16 protein-coding genes are annotated in these 16,285 nt (G+C 52.5%); 15 read left to right on the top strand and 1 reads right to left on the bottom strand.

Annotated elements, in window-relative coordinates:
* Positions 1-58: 58 nt before the first annotated feature.
* The 9 genes from ACZ2GZ_RS08760 to ACZ2GZ_RS08720 all read left to right on the top strand — a co-directional run bounded on the left by ACZ2GZ_RS08760 (position 59) and on the right by ACZ2GZ_RS08720 (position 7,166).
* The gene (locus tag ACZ2GZ_RS08760; protein ID WP_021067223.1) at positions 59-244 is read left to right on the top strand and encodes a YpmA family protein; all 186 of its coding nucleotides are present in this window, start codon (positions 59-61) and stop codon (positions 242-244) included.
* Positions 245-273: 29 nt separating this feature from the next.
* Positions 274-717 carry a hypothetical protein gene (locus ACZ2GZ_RS08755; protein WP_251135214.1) on the top strand — a complete coding sequence of 148 codons (444 nt, stop codon included), beginning with the start codon at positions 274-276 and terminating at the stop codon, positions 715-717.
* A gap of 21 nt (positions 718-738) precedes the next feature.
* Positions 739-1,926, top strand: coding sequence for a pyridoxal phosphate-dependent aminotransferase (locus ACZ2GZ_RS08750; RefSeq protein WP_021067225.1), 1,188 nt, complete (start codon positions 739-741; stop codon positions 1,924-1,926).
* A gap of 20 nt (positions 1,927-1,946) precedes the next feature.
* The gene (asnS, locus tag ACZ2GZ_RS08745; RefSeq protein WP_214713757.1) at positions 1,947-3,248 is read left to right on the top strand and encodes an asparagine--tRNA ligase; all 1,302 of its coding nucleotides are present in this window, start codon (positions 1,947-1,949) and stop codon (positions 3,246-3,248) included.
* A gap of 59 nt (positions 3,249-3,307) precedes the next feature.
* Complete coding sequence (locus ACZ2GZ_RS08740) at positions 3,308-3,895, top strand: DnaD domain-containing protein (protein WP_021067227.1); 588 nt, start codon at positions 3,308-3,310, stop codon at positions 3,893-3,895.
* Entirely contained in the window at positions 3,895-4,557 is a 663-nt protein-coding gene (gene nth / locus ACZ2GZ_RS08735; RefSeq protein ID WP_214713755.1) for an endonuclease III, read from the top strand. Before ACZ2GZ_RS08740 ends, nth begins: the two co-directional genes overlap by 1 nt.
* A 105-nt stretch (positions 4,558-4,662) precedes the next feature.
* A complete protein-coding gene (locus ACZ2GZ_RS08730) occupies positions 4,663-5,889 on the top strand; it encodes an MFS transporter (RefSeq protein WP_214713753.1) in 1,227 nt (408 codons plus the stop codon).
* A gap of 114 nt (positions 5,890-6,003) precedes the next feature.
* Positions 6,004-6,321, top strand: coding sequence for a helix-turn-helix domain-containing protein (locus ACZ2GZ_RS08725; protein ID WP_029596097.1), 318 nt, complete (start codon positions 6,004-6,006; stop codon positions 6,319-6,321).
* Complete coding sequence (locus ACZ2GZ_RS08720; protein WP_470295608.1) at positions 6,249-7,166, top strand: IS3 family transposase; 918 nt, start codon at positions 6,249-6,251, stop codon at positions 7,164-7,166. Before ACZ2GZ_RS08725 ends, ACZ2GZ_RS08720 begins: the two co-directional genes overlap by 73 nt.
* A gap of 56 nt (positions 7,167-7,222) precedes the next feature.
* Here the strand turns inward: ACZ2GZ_RS08720 and ACZ2GZ_RS08715 are convergent, their stop codons facing one another.
* Positions 7,223-8,074, bottom strand: a complete 852-nt coding sequence (locus ACZ2GZ_RS08715; RefSeq protein WP_021067230.1) for a DUF3800 domain-containing protein — start codon at positions 8,072-8,074, stop codon at positions 7,223-7,225.
* 353 nt (positions 8,075-8,427) lie between these two features.
* Between ACZ2GZ_RS08715 and recU the strand changes: the two genes are divergently transcribed.
* The 6 genes from recU to ACZ2GZ_RS08685 all read left to right on the top strand — a co-directional run bounded on the left by recU (position 8,428) and on the right by ACZ2GZ_RS08685 (position 16,281).
* Positions 8,428-9,024, top strand: a complete 597-nt coding sequence (gene recU, locus ACZ2GZ_RS08710) for a Holliday junction resolvase RecU (protein WP_214713751.1) — start codon at positions 8,428-8,430, stop codon at positions 9,022-9,024.
* 21 nt (positions 9,025-9,045) lie between these two features.
* A complete protein-coding gene (locus ACZ2GZ_RS08705; protein WP_470295185.1) occupies positions 9,046-11,670 on the top strand; it encodes a transglycosylase domain-containing protein in 2,625 nt (874 codons plus the stop codon).
* Between the two features lie 90 nt (positions 11,671-11,760).
* Positions 11,761-12,321, top strand: a complete 561-nt coding sequence (locus ACZ2GZ_RS08700) for a hypothetical protein (protein ID WP_251135212.1) — start codon at positions 11,761-11,763, stop codon at positions 12,319-12,321.
* A 14-nt stretch (positions 12,322-12,335) separates the two neighbouring features.
* Complete coding sequence (locus ACZ2GZ_RS08695) at positions 12,336-14,585, top strand: DEAD/DEAH box helicase (protein ID WP_470295184.1); 2,250 nt, start codon at positions 12,336-12,338, stop codon at positions 14,583-14,585.
* Positions 14,582-15,739, top strand: a complete 1,158-nt coding sequence (locus ACZ2GZ_RS08690; RefSeq protein WP_021067235.1) for a ribonuclease H-like domain-containing protein — start codon at positions 14,582-14,584, stop codon at positions 15,737-15,739. Before ACZ2GZ_RS08695 ends, ACZ2GZ_RS08690 begins: the two co-directional genes overlap by 4 nt.
* Positions 15,736-16,281 (top strand): SLOG family protein, encoded by a 546-nt coding sequence (locus tag ACZ2GZ_RS08685; RefSeq protein WP_021067236.1) that lies wholly within the window; start codon positions 15,736-15,738, stop codon positions 16,279-16,281. The genes ACZ2GZ_RS08690 and ACZ2GZ_RS08685 overlap by 4 nt, the downstream gene beginning before the upstream one ends.
* Positions 16,282-16,285: the final 4 nt, after the last annotated feature.

The following is a 16,285-nucleotide window of genomic DNA, read 5'->3' as shown; positions in this document are numbered from 1 at the left end:
ATCGTGATATTATCGTTTTATAATAATGGGTATAGTGTTTTTTGAAGGAGGAGTAATCATGAATTCGAATATCGAGACGTTGGCGACGGTTCGAATCGAGCCGACGGCAGATGTATACAAAATTGTCGACTTGTTGAACCGCACGTTGAAGGGCCAAGATTTAATGTTCGGTCTTGCTTTAGAGAAAAAAGTGAATGATCCGAAGAAAGAAGAGATGGTGTTCACCATCTATCGGACGGAATGACACGGAAGACCAAAGTAGTGGTTGCGTTCATGACGGCACTCATCGGTGTCGTCATCGTATTTAGTGGCATCTATTGGTTCACGGTCGGTCATACCGAGCGCACGAAAGACAAGATGATCGAGGCGGCACGCGAGCGTCTCGAGACCAAGCAACCGTCCGTCAACATCGAACGGGCCGAGCTGTATAACGGGACGGAACCGTACGTCGTCTTCGAGGAGACGGATCAAGTCCAGTTCGTGCCAGTCGATGACAAGTTGCCGATTGTGACGCGTGATATCGCGTCGGTCGACCTCGATCAAGTCTGTGCCGAATCGGTCACAGAAACGGGCGGGTCACTCGTCAGCTGTAAATACGGGTTTGACGAACGGGCCTTGATTGAGGTCGTGACGAAATCGGGCGCATCGTATACGTATTCGTATTATACGCTCCAAGCGGGCGAATTTATTCGACGGGTCCAATTGACGGACTCGTAACGAAACCAAGGGGGAGTTTTTGTGGAACATCTATTGGCACAACGTGTAAAGCAGTTGACACCATCAACGACACTCGCCATCACAGCGAAAGCGAAAGCGTTAAAGGCTTCGGGACAAGACGTCATCGGCCTCGGCGCCGGGGAACCGGATTTCAATACGCCGGAACGTATCATCGAGGCAGCCTGTCAGGCCGCGCGCGATGGTGACACGAAGTATACGCCATCAGGCGGGACGGTCGAATTGAAAGACGCGATCATCGAGAAGACGAAGCGCGACAGCAACTTGACGTTCACGCGTGCGGAGGTCATGGTCGCCTCAGGTGCGAAGCATGCCCTCTATACATTGTTCCAAGCGATTTTAGATGAAGGCGACGAGGTCATCATCCCGGTACCGTACTGGGTCAGCTATCCGGAGCAAGTGAAGCTCGCGGACGGTGTCCCGGTCTACGTCGATACGAACGAGTCGACGATGTTCAAATTGACGCCAGAGTTGCTCGAGGCGGCCATCACGGATCGGACGAAAGCGGTCATCTTGAACAGTCCGTCGAACCCGACCGGTATGATTTATACCGAGGCCGAGCTGTCGGCACTCGCGGACGTCATCAAACGACACGACTTGCTCGTCGTCAGTGACGAGATTTATGAGAAACTCGTCTACGGCGATGCGGAGTTCGTCTCGATCGCGACGCTTCCAGGGATGTTGGAGCGGACGATCATCATCAACGGCGTCTCGAAGTCACACGCGATGACCGGATGGCGCATCGGTTATGCGGTCGGCGATAAGACGATTATCGAGGCGATGACGAACCTCGCATCGCACTCGACATCGAACCCGACGTCAATCGCCCAAGCGGCGGCGGTCGAAGCGTATAACGGGCCACAAGACGACGTCGAGATGATGCGTGTCTCATTCGCGGAACGACTCGAGATCGTTTATGAGCGTTTGATTGCCATCCCAGGCATCACATGCTTGAAGCCGCAAGGCGCATTTTACTTATATGCCAACGCCAAAGAGGCGGCATCGATGAGCGGGTACGACTCGGTCGACGCATGGTGTGAGGCCGTGCTCGGCGAAGCGTTCGTTGCCCTCGTCCCAGGCTCAGGTTTCGGACAGGACGACTACGTCCGCTTGTCTTATGCAACAGAATTGAAACGGGTATTAGAAGCGCTCGATCGAGTAGAAGACTTCATTACACGTAACGCTCGATAAGCGAAAGGATGGATATGGATATGACAACTATTTCAATCAGCCAATTTAAAGATTACGAAGGCCAGACGGTCCGCGTCGGAGCCTGGATCGCCAACAAACGTTCGAGTGGAAAGATTGCTTTCCTTCAACTTCGTGACGGGAGCGGTTTCGCTCAAGCCGTCGTCGTCAAAGCCGATGTAGCCGAAGCGTTGTTCGCGCTCGCTAAAGGCGTGACGCAAGAAACTTCGGTCTGGGTCACGGGTACGGTCAAATCGGACGGCGGACGCACGCCGCTCGGCTTCGAGCTCGAAGTGACGGCGATGGAAGTGATCGCGGAATCGGTCGACTATCCGATCACACCGAAAGAGCACGGCACCGAGTTCTTGATGGACAACCGTCACCTTTGGCTCCGTTCGCGTCGCCAGCACGCGATCATGAAAGTTCGTAACGAATTGATTCGGGCGACGTATGAGTTCTACAACCAAGAAGGTTTCGTGAAAATCGATCCACCAATCATCACGTCGAGTGCACCGGAAGGCACGACTGAGTTGTTCGAGACAGATTACTTCGGACAACCGGCCTACTTGTCACAAACGGGCCAGCTATACATGGAAGCTGCCGCGATGGCACTTGGCAAAGTATTCTCGTTCGGACCGACGTTCCGGGCCGAGAAATCGAAGACGCGCCGCCACTTGATCGAGTTCTGGATGATCGAGCCGGAGATGGCATTCTTCGACCACGACATGAGCCTCGAGCTCCAAGAGCGCTATGTCTCGTATATCGCCAAATCGGCGCTCGAGAACTGCCGCAACGAATTGGAACTGCTCGGACGCGACTTGTCGAAACTTGAGAAAGTCCAAGCACCGTTCCCGCGTGTCCGTTACACCGATGCGATCAAGTTCTTGAAAGACGAAGGCTTCGACGACATCGAGTACGGCGACGATTTCGGTGCCCCGCACGAGACGGCCATCGCCAACGCGCATGACCTCCCGGTGTTCATCACACATTGGCCGAAAGACATCAAGCCGTTCTATATGAAAGTCGATCCGGAAAACCCGGAACTCGTCCTCTGTGCCGACTTGATCGCACCGGAAGGCTACGGCGAGATTATCGGCGGTTCGCAACGTGAAGACGATTACGACCGGTTGAAAGAAGAAATCATCAAAGAAGGTCTCGATGAGACGGACGCGTACGACTGGTACCTCGAACTCCGCAAATACGGATCGGTCCCGCACTCTGGCTTCGGTCTTGGCCTTGAACGTACGGTCGCCTGGATTAGCGGGATTGAGCATATCCGCGAAGCGATTCCGTTCCCACGCCTTTTGAACCGCATTCACCCATAATCGCCAATCGGGGATGACTTCGTCTTCCCCGATTGATTTGTCTAGAAAGGATGTGCGACATGGATGCACATAATCTAATCAAGCTGTTCGAACAAAATCCAGTCGTCGTTCCGAGAAAATTGTTCACGGAGGCGCGTCGCCTCAACTTGAGTCCGGTCGAGTTCAATCTCGTCATCCACTTGCTTGAGATGACGGGGGAAGGCATTGAGATGCCGCTTCCGAGCGAACTCGGAGACCGGATGAACGTGGCCGAGAGCGAGGCTCGTTCCGTCTTGCTCGGCTTGCTCCAAAAAGAGTTGATCGCCATCGATGCGTCGACCGAGGTTGAACGATACAGTCTGCTTCCGTTGTTCCTTGCACTTGAAGAAGGGGCGACACCTGAAAAATCGGCTCATTCGTTAAATGAGAACATCATTCATACGTTTGAGCGCGAGTTCGGGACGATCACCCCGTTCGAGATCGAACAGATTGTCGGTTGGTTGACCGAGGACGGCTTCAGTGAAGAGCTGATTATGGCCGCGCTTCGGGAAGCAAAGCTTCGCAACGTACGCAACTTTAAATATATGGACAAGATTCTCAGAGTGTGGCAAGACCACAATGTCGAGTCACTCGAGGACCTCGTCGATTATCAACGGAGGAAAAAGTGATGTTGACGAGAGCCCAATTGACCGAAGTGTCTGACACGATGCGTCGCATGTTCCCGGACGCCCACTGTGAGTTGACGCACCGTAATCCGTTCGAGCTTGTCGTGGCCGTGGCGTTATCGGCGCAGGCGACCGATGCACTCGTCAACAAAGTGACGCCTGGTCTGTTCGAGGCCTATCCGACCGTCGAATCGATGGCTGCGGCTGACGTCGCCGACATCGAGGCGTTAATCAAGCGCATCGGTCTCTATCGGAACAAGGCGAAAAACGTGAAGGCGCTCTCGATGCAAATCGTGGAACGTCACGACGGGATCGTCCCGTCCGACCGTGAATCGCTCGAGGCGTTGCCTGGCGTCGGACGGAAGACGGCGAACGTCGTCTTGTCGGTCGCGTTTCACGAACCGGCATTCGCCGTCGACACGCACGTCGAGCGCGTCTCGAAACGTCTCGGCATCTGTCGTTGGAAAGATAACGTCCGTCAAGTCGAGGACACGCTCATGAAGAAGTTCCCGCGCGAAGAATGGTCACAGCTCCATCACCAGTTCATCTTCTTCGGCCGCTATCACTGCAAAGCGCAACGTCCTGCTTGCGAGACATGTCCGCTGCTCGATATGTGCCGTGAAGGAAAGAAACGAATGAAGTCCAAGCAAGCGACTGGACAATGAACGGAAGCGTCTTCCTGATCACGAGATCGGGAAGACGCTTTTTATACGTACGGGGGTATTTTTTGATATACTCAATCCAGCAACCAGTTGGCAAGGAGGATGTATATGAATCAACCACGTATCGGCGTCCGAGAAAATCGATTCAATTTTATACTGCTCGTCGTGACAAACTTCTTTGTCGGATCGATGGTAGGGCTTGAGCGGACGATCTTGCCTATTATCGGAGAAGAGGATTTTGGTCTCATCTCGACGAGTGCGGCACTCTCGTTCATCATCAGCTTCGGATTCTCGAAGGCGGTCGTCAATTACTTCGCAGGAGCCATCGCCGACCGATACGGTCGCAAAAAAGTGCTTATCTTCGGTTGGGCAATCGGGCTCCTCGTTCCCGTGTTCGTCATATCGGCATCGGCTTGGTGGGTGATTATCGTGGCGAACGTCTTGCTTGGGGTCAACCAAGGGCTGACGTGGTCGATGACGGTCAATATGAAAATTGATTTGGCCAAACCGACGGAGCGGGGACTGGCGGTCGGACTGAATGAGTTCGCGGGTTATATCGGCGTCGCCGTGATGGCGGCGGTGTCCGGGATGGTCGCCGTCACATACGGCAGTCGGCCGGAACCGTTCTATATCGGTGTAGTCGTCGCCTTGATCGGTCTCACGTTATCGTTGTTCGTCCGCGATACGACGAAACAATTACAGCTTCAGTCTATAGGTCAACCTGAAAAGACACGTTCGCCGAAACAGGTATTCCTGGCGACGACGTGGAGAGATCGTTCGCTCTCGAGCCTGACGGTAGCCGGTCTGTCGACCAATTTGAAGGACGGCATGGCATGGGGCTTATTCCCGATTTATTTTGCCGCCCAAGGGCTGAGTTTCGCGGAGATCGGGCTGATCGTGGCGCTCTATCCCGCGGCATGGGGCTTCTTTCAACTGTTCACCGGTGTGTGGAGCGACCGCATCGGACGAAAATGGTTGATTGTAGCAGGGATGTGGGTTCAGGCCGGCTCGCTATGGGCGATTCTCGTCATGACCGACTATTGGCAATGGGTGTTCGCAGCGGTCATGCTTGGCATCGGGACGGCGATGGTTTATCCGACGCTCCAAGCCTCAATCAGTGACGTCGCCGAACCTTCGTGGCGCGCCTCGGCGATGGGCGTCTATCGTTTTTGGCGCGACAGTGGCTATGCGTTCGGGGCTATATTCGCCGGGCTGTTGACCGATGTCTTGTCCATCGGCTGGGCAATCGGATTGGTGGCCGTGATCCCGTTTTGGGCCGGCCTCAACGCGCTCATTCGTTTGCGGGAGACGCTCCCGGGCTTGCGCCGAACATAAAAACTGCCTTGCCGAATGATGATCGGCTGGGCTAACCTAAATTTTTGAGACAATATAAAAACACCTTCGCAGTGGTACACTTTAAAAAAGTGCTAGCATCGGAGGTGTTTTTGCGTGGGCAAAAACGTATATTCAAGTGAAGTGAAATGGGCAGTGGTGAAAGACAAACTGAGCGGTGAGTTGACGAATAGAGAAATCATGGAGAAACACGGAATCAAAAGTGAGTCCCAGATCCACACATGGATGAGATGGTATCGGTCCAATGAAATCTATCGATTTGACCAGCCGATCGGGAAGCAGTACACCTACGGACTTGGTCCTGATTCCGCCAGCGAGGATGACAAGAAAGAGCGTCAACTATCCCACCTGAAGACGGAGAACGAAATCTTAAAAAAATTCATGGAGATCGAAAGAGAGTTGAGAAAGAAGTAATCCTAAAGACTGTAGAACTCCTGAAGAGGAAATATACGATCACGACGATCCTACGTGTCCTAGACGTGCCACGGGCAACCTATTACCGTTGGGTCAGAGAACCGGTGAAGCACCCTTCGGTGCTAGAGCAAGCAATCGTCGAAGTATGGAAGAATACGAAATATCGATATGGACATCGAAAGATAAAGGCCCTGTTAGAGCAAAACTATGAGTTAACAGCAAACCGGAACACCGTACAGAGAATCATGAAAAAGCACCATCTCCAGTGTCGGATCAAACCCAAACGAAAATGGAGGTCTCAGGGTGAGAGCATCATCATCGCACCTGACCTTCTCAAACGAGACTTCACGGCCAGTGAACCGAATAAGAAGTGGGTGACGGACATCACCTATATCCAATACGGGAGCACGACGAAATATCTTTCGACCATCATCGACCTATTCAACAATGAGATCGTTGCCTATAAGTTGTACGAGCATCAACAGACGCCCCTTGTCATCGATACGTTAAAGAAGGCGTTGGAAAGCCGGAACAACCCCGAAGGGGTCATCATCCATTCGGACCAAGGAAGTGTCTATACCTCATATGCCTTTCAAGATTTCGTTAAGAGGAGCCATCTGACGAGCAGCATGTCTCGAAGAGGCAACTGTTGGGATAATGCGGTGATCGAATCATTCCATTCGAACTTGAAGTCTGAGGGCTTCCAGTACGTCAAGTTCAACTCGTTAAGCGACCAGGAAGTGCATGAACGGGTGAACCATTACTTGACCTACTACAACGAAGAACGTATCCAAGAAAAATTAGGCTACCTCACACCGATAAAATACGGTGGGATGGCAGCCTAATCAAGGTGTTTTTATTAGTGTCTCATTTCGCTAGGTCAGTCTAGGCAAGGCAGTTTTTAGTGATTCCACGGATGGTCGCTCCATTCGCGGCGCTTTTTCGTAATCGGTACTTTTTTGAATCCCCAGTTGCGGAAATCTTGGTCAGGACTTTCTTTACGAATGTAAATCTTGTCCTTGATGGCTTTGAAGATGCGGTTCTCATCCCCATAATGGACGAACCGTGGTTTTACTTCGATGACGCCGCGACGCACGCGCGAGAGCGGGAGGCAGACGAGGTCAGCGATTTCGAGACCCGACTGATACACCGTGTTCTGCTTCTCAGAAAAGATGAAGCCTTTGATTTTTTGACGGCTCTTCTCGACGTCGAGATGGACCGTCCCCGAATTGAAGATATCGAAGAACGCTTTTTGGATGAGCAAGTTCTGATAGTCATCCCGTGACTCCAAGACGACGCGGGCGCTGACGGCTTCCGTCTCTTCCAAAAACGCATAGAACGACTTCATCAAGTGAGCGAATGCGACGACGTACGGGTCTTTCGGTGTCGAGTAGAAGTCATGGAGCTTTTGTTTATCGACCTCGACGCTGACAATCGTACAGTCGATATCGCGCAAGAAATCAGGCAACTTGTTCCAGAAATCACGAAGCATATCGATCGTGATGCCGTCTTCTTTCCCGTACGGATGCTCGGCTTTTAAAATTTCTTTTAAATGGAGCGGGATATTTTCTGTCTTGAACACGTCGCGTTTGAAGGCGTGTAACCGACGTTTCAATTCGCAAGGCATGCCGGCCTCGTCGGCATCAATCGCATATTTATATTCCATCAATACGCCGGTCAGATTGAATTGCGTGTTCCCCTTTGGCGTTCCCGTCTCATCGACGAACATGACATACTTCTTTTGTGTTTCCATCTTACTCCTCCAACCATGGCTCTACTGCTTATAAAAGCGGGCCTGCTAATTGTTTATCAACCTTGGTTTACACTATTTATTGCACACTTTTTAGAAACTTCCGTCAATCTGCGTTTAATCCGCCCTGATTATGGCTAATAAGTAGAAGACTTATTTCAGAAAAATAAATAGCTTCTCCGTAACAAGGTCGTGTCAATTTGACTACACAATGCACTACATACTAGTTTAACATACGGGAGTTTGGTACGATATGGATTGCGGAAAATCCACACAGGAGTCGAGCGACAGAACTCGACAATCAGACTTCAGACGGAAGGAACGGCTGGGCGAACCTGTTAAACTAGATATTAGGGGTGACGACATTGTTCCATTATCCAAACGGAAAAAAGCCGCAACCTTCGACTGGGCCGGCCCGATCGAATCCGCAGACGTATGCGAACCGAGGCATGAACCTCGAGACGCTACTGAACGACACGAACGAGTTTTATCGGCTCCACAGCCGGGCGGTCATCCATAAGAAACCGACGCCGCTGCAAATCGTGAAAGTCGATTATCCGAAACGGAGCGCGGCGAAAGTGACCGAGGCGTATTTCAAGCAAGCATCGACGACCGATTATAATGGGGTGTATCGCGGCAAGTATATCGATTTCGAGGCGAAAGAGACGAACAATAAAACGTCGTTTCCGCTCGGAAACTTCCACGACCACCAAATCCATCACATGCGCGAGTGTGAGCGGCATGGAGGGATTTGTTTTGTCATCATTCGGTTTAGCCGCTATAATACGCAATATGTGTTATCAACGGAGCAATTATTAGTCTGGTGGGAACAGCGCGAATCAGGACGCAAGTCGATTCCGCTCTCCTATATCGAGCAAGAAGCAATTGAAGTTCCAACCCGGGCGATGCCGGCCATCGATTATTTGACGGCGATTGAAGCATGGCTCGATTGAAATAGAAGGAGTGAAGCGTGAATGGAACGAAGTCGGATGGCACGTCGACAAGACACGACGACCAATAAACGTAAACCAGCGGCCAAAAAGCCGAAACCAAAAGCGAAGAAGTCGAAGTTTCGACGCATAATAACGATTTTAGGGATTTTATTCATCATCGGCGTCATCGCCGGCGGCGCATACACCGCGTATGCGATCGCGACAGCACCACCGCTCGATGAAGAGAAATTGGTCGATACGTACCCGATTCAGCTGCTATCGGCTGAAGGTGAACCGCTCGAAGAGAACGGACAGATTCGCGAGTACGTCTCGATTGACGATATCTCGGAAGTGATGCAACAAGCGGTCATCTCAATCGAGGACCGTCGTTTCTATGAACATAACGGGGTCGACTTGCGTCGCATCGGCGGCGCCGTGCTCGCGAACGTGACCGACGGCTTCGGGGCCGAAGGCGGTTCGACGATCACGCAACAGCTCGTCAAGCAGTCGTTCTTATCAACGGATAAAAAGTTGAAACGGAAACTGCAAGAGCAGTGGCTCGCCATCAAACTTGAGCGCGAATACACGAAAGAACAGATTTTAGAGATGTACTTGAACAAGAACTATTATGGTTCAGGGGCATGGGGTGTCCAAGCGGCTTCGAAGACATACTTCAATAAGCCGGTCTCGGAAGTGAACTATCAAGAGGCGGCCATCTTGGCCGGTCTCCCGCAACGTCCGAGCGCCTATGACCCAATCAGTGGTGACCAAGAGCTCACGCGTTACCGTCAAGAGCAAGTGCTCTCTTCGATGAAGCGTGACGGTCACATCACGGAAGAACAATACAATGAGGCGCTCGACGTTGAGATTGCGGATATCATCTCGCCGGGTGCCCAATCGGAAGAAGAGTCGTATACACGTTCGATTTACGCCCGCGTCCAGGCCGAGCTCGAGGAAGACTACGGTCTCGAGCAGGCCGATATTTACGGAACAGGCTTGAAAGTATACACGTCAATCAATAAAGAGTTGCATACGAAGTTCAACAGCGACATTAAGAATGATAACGTCAACCTTCCAACAAGTGCGTTCCCGGAGGATCTCCGCATGGGCGCGACCGTGCTGGATACGAAGACGGGTGAAATCGTCGCCGTCATTGACAGTGAACAGGCGAAACAAGGCGATAAGAACTATCGCGACTATTCGCGCGAGAAACGCCAAATCGGGTCCACGGCGAAGCCGTTCTTCGATTACGGTCCAGGCATTGAGAACGCGCAATGGTCGACGGGAAAAGTGTTGATTGATAAAGCGTTCGAAGAAGATGAATACAATCCACAAAACTACTACGGTGATTATCGTGGCGCCAACACGATGCGCTATTACTTGACGATTTCGGGTAACACCCCGGCCGTCCGTGCCTTCTATGAAGTTCGCGACGAGTTCGGTCAAGAGGCAATCCAGTCGTTCGTCGAGAACGTCGGCATCGAACCTTCAATGTCAGGCGACGAGATGAACGCCTCGAACGCGCTCGGTGCCGCCGAGGCGAGCACGACACAAATGGCGGCCGCTTACGCCGCGCTCGGGACGAACGGGATGTATACGAAGCCGCACTTGATTCAAAAAATCGAGTTCAATGACGGCTCAACCATCAATTCGCCAATCAAGGCGAAACAGGCGATGGAAGACTATACGGCGTACATGTTGACGGATATGCTCCGTGACGTCGTCAGCGGTTCGAACGGGACGTATGAGCCGGGCGCGTTCCCATGGGACGTCGCAGGTAAGACCGGGACGACGAACAAGGACATGGACAAATGGTTCACCGGCTATACGACCGATTACTCGATTTCAGTATGGTCGGGACGTTCAAGTGCCACACCTGAATCGGTGATGGATCCGAACTACGCCCAGTACTACTTCGAGTATATGATGCAAGAAGTGACGAATGCGACGGGACAACCGGACCGCTTCCAGCAACCGGAATCGGTGCTCTCGCTCGGCAACGAGTTGTACGTCAAAGGGACGAAACCGAAAGATTTACAGCCGGATAAACTGGCCGCTCCGACCGGCGCATCGATTGACTATGATGTGCCAGGTGAGACAGGCACACTCTCGTGGTCGTATGACACACAAGGAGTACAAGCCGCTGGCTATCAAGGTCTTTCTTTCACCGTGACGGAGACACGTCCGGACGGTAGCGAACGTGTCGTCGGGACGACCGAAGACACGAGCATCGCTATCGCCGGTCTGGCGGAAGGGCAGACGACGTTCACGATTGTCGCCAACGCAACGAATGCGCTCGTCGGCGATCAACAATCGAGCCCGCTCCAAACGTCTTACACGGTCGAACGAGGCGAAGAGCCTCCGGCCGAAGAGGAAGAAGAACCAGCCACGGAAGAGACGCCGCCTGAAGAGGAAGGCGAACCGACCGATGGCGAAAATACTGAGAACAACGGCAATAACGAGAATAATGAAAACAGCGAAAACAATGAGAATAACGGCAACGACACGAACACCGAAGACGAGAATACGGAACCACCGACCGAAGAAGAACCACCAGCCGATGAGACTGATGGGGAAGCGGATACGAATGGAGACGTCAGCCGTCAATCGACAGACTCGAATAGCCAGGGTAACGGCAACGGGAATGGCAACGGTGGTCGTGACTAAAACCGACTCACAGCAAACAGGGCGACATCAGCGCCCTGTTTTTCTGTTTCGTTTGCTATAATGAAAAGAAAGCGAATAGGATGGTGACACATGGTACAACTCTCACTGAAACGCAAGATGAAAGTGTTGTTTGTGATCGACCGACTGCAAGACGATGATTTAGGTATGCCGTTACACGGTATCAACGGCTTGAAAATGAGCCGATTGCTCGTCGAGGAGTCGATTCCGTTCGGACGTTTGATTGATGATCAAGCTGTGGCCGAGGCCAGTGGCCATCCTTATTTGAAACGAATCGGCGTCGAGACGATGTTCCTCGGCGACGAAACATTCTATCCAGAACTTCTGCGGGGCAAGCGTCAAGCGCTCGCGACGCATGAAGATTATCATAAAGCGGTGCAGCGTTACACAAAACACTTGCAAGCCGTTCATTCGAAATGCACGAAGCTACATACCATCGTCTTGTTCGGACGGTCGACGCAACGGTTGTATGACGATGCGATCATTCGACTCGAAGAAGAGAATGGACATGTTGCCGACGCCTTCAAAGAAATGGATGTGCTGCGTTTACCTGCTGTCCATCGGCTCGTACGCGATGAACGGATCGGCGAAGTGAAAGCAATCGTGGAGCGACTCGCACCTTCGAAATCGTAAAGAAGGTGAACCTCATGCGGAAAAAACGTTCCGTGGAAGAAATGATCCATACGCTCAAGACCGACCCGGGTTTTTCTCAAAACGTGACACATTGGCATACGGTCGAGGCGAAACCGGCCCGCTACGCACCGATTCCGTCGAGTGTGCCGCCAGATCTCGTCCGGGTGTTGCATGGCCGGGGAATTGAACAACTGTACACCCATCAAGCCGAAGCAATCGAGCAGACGTCGCGTGGGAACTCGACGGTCATCGTCACACCGACCGCATCCGGGAAGACGCTCTGTTACAATCTACCCGTCCTGTCGAAAATGATTGAACAACCGAACGCTCGGGCGCTCTATTTGTATCCGACGAAGGCGCTCGCGCAAGACCAAAACAGCGATTTGATGGAGATGGTCGAAGCGCTCGAGGGCGACTTGCGTTGCTTCACCTATGATGGCGACACGGCACCGGCAGCCCGAACGAAAGTACGGGACGCCGGCAATATCGTCATCACAAATCCAGATATGCTGCATTCCGGCATCTTGCCGCATCATACGAAATGGATTCGCTTGTTCGAGAATTTGGAGTATATCGTCGTCGATGAGCTTCATACGTATCGCGGCGTGTTCGGTAGCCATGTCGCCAACGTCTTCCGCCGCCTGAAACGGATTTGCGCCTATTACGGGAGTCATCCGAAATGGATTATGACGTCGGCGACGATTGCCAACCCGGTCGAGCTGGCTGAACTGTTGACGGAAGAAGACGTCGTCCTCGTCGACAATAACGGTGCGCCACAAGGCAAGAAGCATTTGATTTTCTATAACCCGCCCGTCGTCAATGAAGCGCTCGGCATTCGCCGAAGCGCGACGCTCGAGACGAAGCGCATTGCCTCAAAATTGGTCGAGGCGGACATCCAAACAATCGTCTTCGCCCGCTCACGCGTCAGGGTCGAGGTGTTGTTGACGTATTTACAAGAATTGACGCGGCGCGAGCTCGGTCCAAAGTCGATTGTCGGGTACCGAGGCGGTTACTTGCCGTCGGAGCGTCGCGAAATCGAGCGCCGGCTCCGTAACGGGGAGATTAAGGCCGTCGTCTCGACGAATGCGCTTGAACTCGGCGTCGATATCGGTCAATTGCAAGCGTGTGTGTTGAACGGCTATCCGGGAACGGTCGCCTCGATGTGGCAACAAGCCGGCCGGGCCGGACGCCGTCATTCCGAGGCGCTCGTCATCTTCGTCGCCTCATCGTCATCGCTCGACCAACTCGTCGTCGAACAGCCCGATTTGATTTTAGACCGGTCTCCGGAAGCGGCTCGTCTCGACCCGAACAATTTAATCATCCTCGTCGACCATATGAAATGTGCCGCCTTCGAACTGCCTTTCCAGAAAGGGGAGCGGTTCGGCACGGTCGAGACGGAAGAGATTCTCGATTTCTTGACGGACGCCCACATCTTGCACGAACGGGCCGATAAATATTATTGGATGACTGATGCGTTCCCGGCCCATGACATCTCGCTTCGGAGGAGTGACCAAGAGAACGTCGTCATCGTCGATCAAACCGCGAAGAACCAAGTCATCGGTGAGATGGATACGTTCAGCGCGATGACGTTGCTCCACGACGAAGCCATCTATTTACATGGCGCCGAACAGTATCAAGTCGAACGTCTCGACTTCGAAGAGAAGAAAGCGTACGTCCGACGCGTCGACGTCGACTACTATACGGACGCCAATTTGGCAGTCGAACTGAAAGTGTTGGAAGAGAACAAGACGACCGGCGTGAAGACGTTCGGGGAAGTGTCGGTCATCGCGATGGCGACCCTGTTCAAGAAAATCAAGTTCGGGACGCATGAGAATATCGGTTCCGGACCGATTCACTTGCCGGAGCGGGAACTTCATACGACCGCGACATGGTTCACGCTCGACGAACGGTTCGCCTATTCGGAAGCCGACATGGAAGACCAGCTCGAGGCGGTCAGCGATCTGTTGCGACGCCTAGCCCCGCTCTATTTGATGTGTGACACGCTCGATCTGTTCACGACGATTCAAATGAAAGCGACCCATACGAATAAACCGACCGTTTATTTATATGACCGTTATCCGGGCGGCATCGGGCTGAGCGAAGCACTTTATCGTGACGCCGATGAGGTCTTGGATGCGGCCATTCGAACGGTCGACGATTGTCCGTGCGAGAGCGGTTGTCCGCGCTGTGTCGGAATGATCGGCTACGGTGACTTTAAACAGCAGGTCGTCAGACAGTTGCAAGCATTGAAAGGAACGATATGAAAGCAAAACTATCACGACTCATTAAAACGAATGAACCGAAACAGGTGACCGTGACGCCGGACGACGTCGAACAGGCGAAGTGGCGCGAGCGCGGCGGAGAGATTTTGACGTTCGAACAAGAGTGGTGCGTCCGCTTGAAACAGATTTATCCACTCGATGAGACGTATCATGATTATACGTTCGGAGAGGCGAAAGCCTCGCTCGCGACATCGACCCATCCGTTCTTTCAAGTCGATGTGCCATCTGAACAGGTATTGTTCATGGACACCGAGACGACCGGGCTTCGCGGCTCCGGCACCTCAATCTTTTTAATCGGCTTCGCGCGCTTCCAAGACGATCATCTGGAGATGATTCAGTACGTGTTGCCGCACCCGGCATTCGAGACGGCGTTCTACTATCACTTCTTGAATGACATCGGCGACGAGGTTCGTTTCGTGACGTATAACGGCAAGTCGTTCGACTGGCCCCAAATCAAAACAAGGCATACGTTCGTCCGTTCGAAAGTGAAGGCGCTCCCGGCCGTCGGCCACGTCGATTTGTTGCATGCCTCACGTCGTCTGTTGAAACCGACACTTGAATCGGTCTCGCTCAAAGCGGTCGAGGCCCACTTCGGTCATGCCCGGACGGACGACATGCCTGGCTTTTTGGCGCCGATGCACTATTTTCAATACGTGAAAGAACGGGAACCGGATATCATCCAGCCCGTCATCGAACACCACCATGCTGACTGTTTGAGTCTTGTCTCACTTTATAAACGTCTCTGTCATCTCGTCGAAGCCGATGAAACGCCGTTTGGGGAAGAGCGGGCCCACTGGTTGAACGATCTCGGTAACGCCGAGGCGGCGCTTCAAGAATATGAGCGGCTTGAACAACCGACGAAACGTGCCTTGATGCGTCAAGCCCTGCTGTTGAAACGGACCGGCCAGATGGAGCAGGCGTTGCCGCTGTTCGAACAGGTCGGTACGGTCGAAGCATTCGTCGAGTTGGCGAAATATGCCGAACATCATCAAAAAGACATCAACCGAGCCATCACGTTCACCGAGCAGGCGCTGACGCTCTCGGAACGGAAAGAGACGGTACTTCGACAGACCGCCTTGACCGAGATGCGGGCACTCCGTCATCGGATGAATCGGTTAGAAAGGAAGCGGTCATGAAAGTTGTCGCCATCACAGGATATCGGCCACATGAGCTCGGCATCTTCAAAGCCGACCATCCTGGCATCGATATCATCAAGGAAGCTTACGAGCGAAAAATAATGGAAGCAATCGAGCTTGGGGCCGAATGGTTCATCTTTAGTGGCACGAACGGTTGTGAATTGTGGGCGGGAGAAGTATTGTTAGAGTTAAGAGAATCTTATCCAATCAAAATTGCCGTGTTTCCACCTTTTTTACAGATGGAAGAGAAGTACAAGCCGTTTGAACAAGAACTGTTCATCCGCTTGCAGCTCGAGGCTGACTTTTTTGAACCGCTGACCCAACGTCCGTACGAGGACCCGAGCCAATTGCGCGCAAAAACCGCCTTCTTTTTGGACAAAGCAGCAGGATTAATCACGCTGTATGACGAAGAGACGGGGGGAAGCCCTCGTTTTCTCGTCGAAGGGGCTAAACGAAAACACCAGATGGAGTTATTCTTGATTACGCCGGAAGAGTTACGTGTAATCGAAGAAGAAAAACAATGGGAACAACATTGGGAGTGAAAAT

The organism is Exiguobacterium sp. KKT215 (assembly GCF_055635335.1).
Note: the sequence above shows the minus strand (reverse complement) of the source record. Positions and strands in the feature narration are given on the sequence as shown.

What these genes read in the sequence shown, in the direction of transcription:
- ACZ2GZ_RS08760 (WP_021067223.1), top strand. Translation starts at nt 59, where the DNA reads ATGAATTCGAATATCGAGACGTTGGCGACGGTTCGAATCGAGCCGACG.
- ACZ2GZ_RS08690 (WP_021067235.1), top strand. Translation starts at nt 14,582, where the DNA reads ATGAAAGCAAAACTATCACGACTCATTAAAACGAATGAACCGAAACAG.
- ACZ2GZ_RS08740 (WP_021067227.1), top strand. Translation starts at nt 3,308, where the DNA reads ATGGATGCACATAATCTAATCAAGCTGTTCGAACAAAATCCAGTCGTC.
- ACZ2GZ_RS08755 (WP_251135214.1), top strand. Translation starts at nt 274, where the DNA reads ATGACGGCACTCATCGGTGTCGTCATCGTATTTAGTGGCATCTATTGG.
- ACZ2GZ_RS08715 (WP_021067230.1), bottom strand. Translation starts at nt 8,074, where the DNA reads ATGGAAACACAAAAGAAGTATGTCATGTTCGTCGATGAGACGGGAACG.
- ACZ2GZ_RS08730 (WP_214713753.1), top strand. Translation starts at nt 4,663, where the DNA reads ATGAATCAACCACGTATCGGCGTCCGAGAAAATCGATTCAATTTTATA.
- asnS (WP_214713757.1), top strand. Translation starts at nt 1,947, where the DNA reads ATGACAACTATTTCAATCAGCCAATTTAAAGATTACGAAGGCCAGACG.
- ACZ2GZ_RS08705 (WP_470295185.1), top strand. Translation starts at nt 9,046, where the DNA reads ATGGAACGAAGTCGGATGGCACGTCGACAAGACACGACGACCAATAAA.
- ACZ2GZ_RS08700 (WP_251135212.1), top strand. Translation starts at nt 11,761, where the DNA reads ATGGTACAACTCTCACTGAAACGCAAGATGAAAGTGTTGTTTGTGATC.
- ACZ2GZ_RS08685 (WP_021067236.1), top strand. Translation starts at nt 15,736, where the DNA reads ATGAAAGTTGTCGCCATCACAGGATATCGGCCACATGAGCTCGGCATC.
- ACZ2GZ_RS08695 (WP_470295184.1), top strand. Translation starts at nt 12,336, where the DNA reads ATGCGGAAAAAACGTTCCGTGGAAGAAATGATCCATACGCTCAAGACC.
- nth (WP_214713755.1), top strand. Translation starts at nt 3,895, where the DNA reads ATGTTGACGAGAGCCCAATTGACCGAAGTGTCTGACACGATGCGTCGC.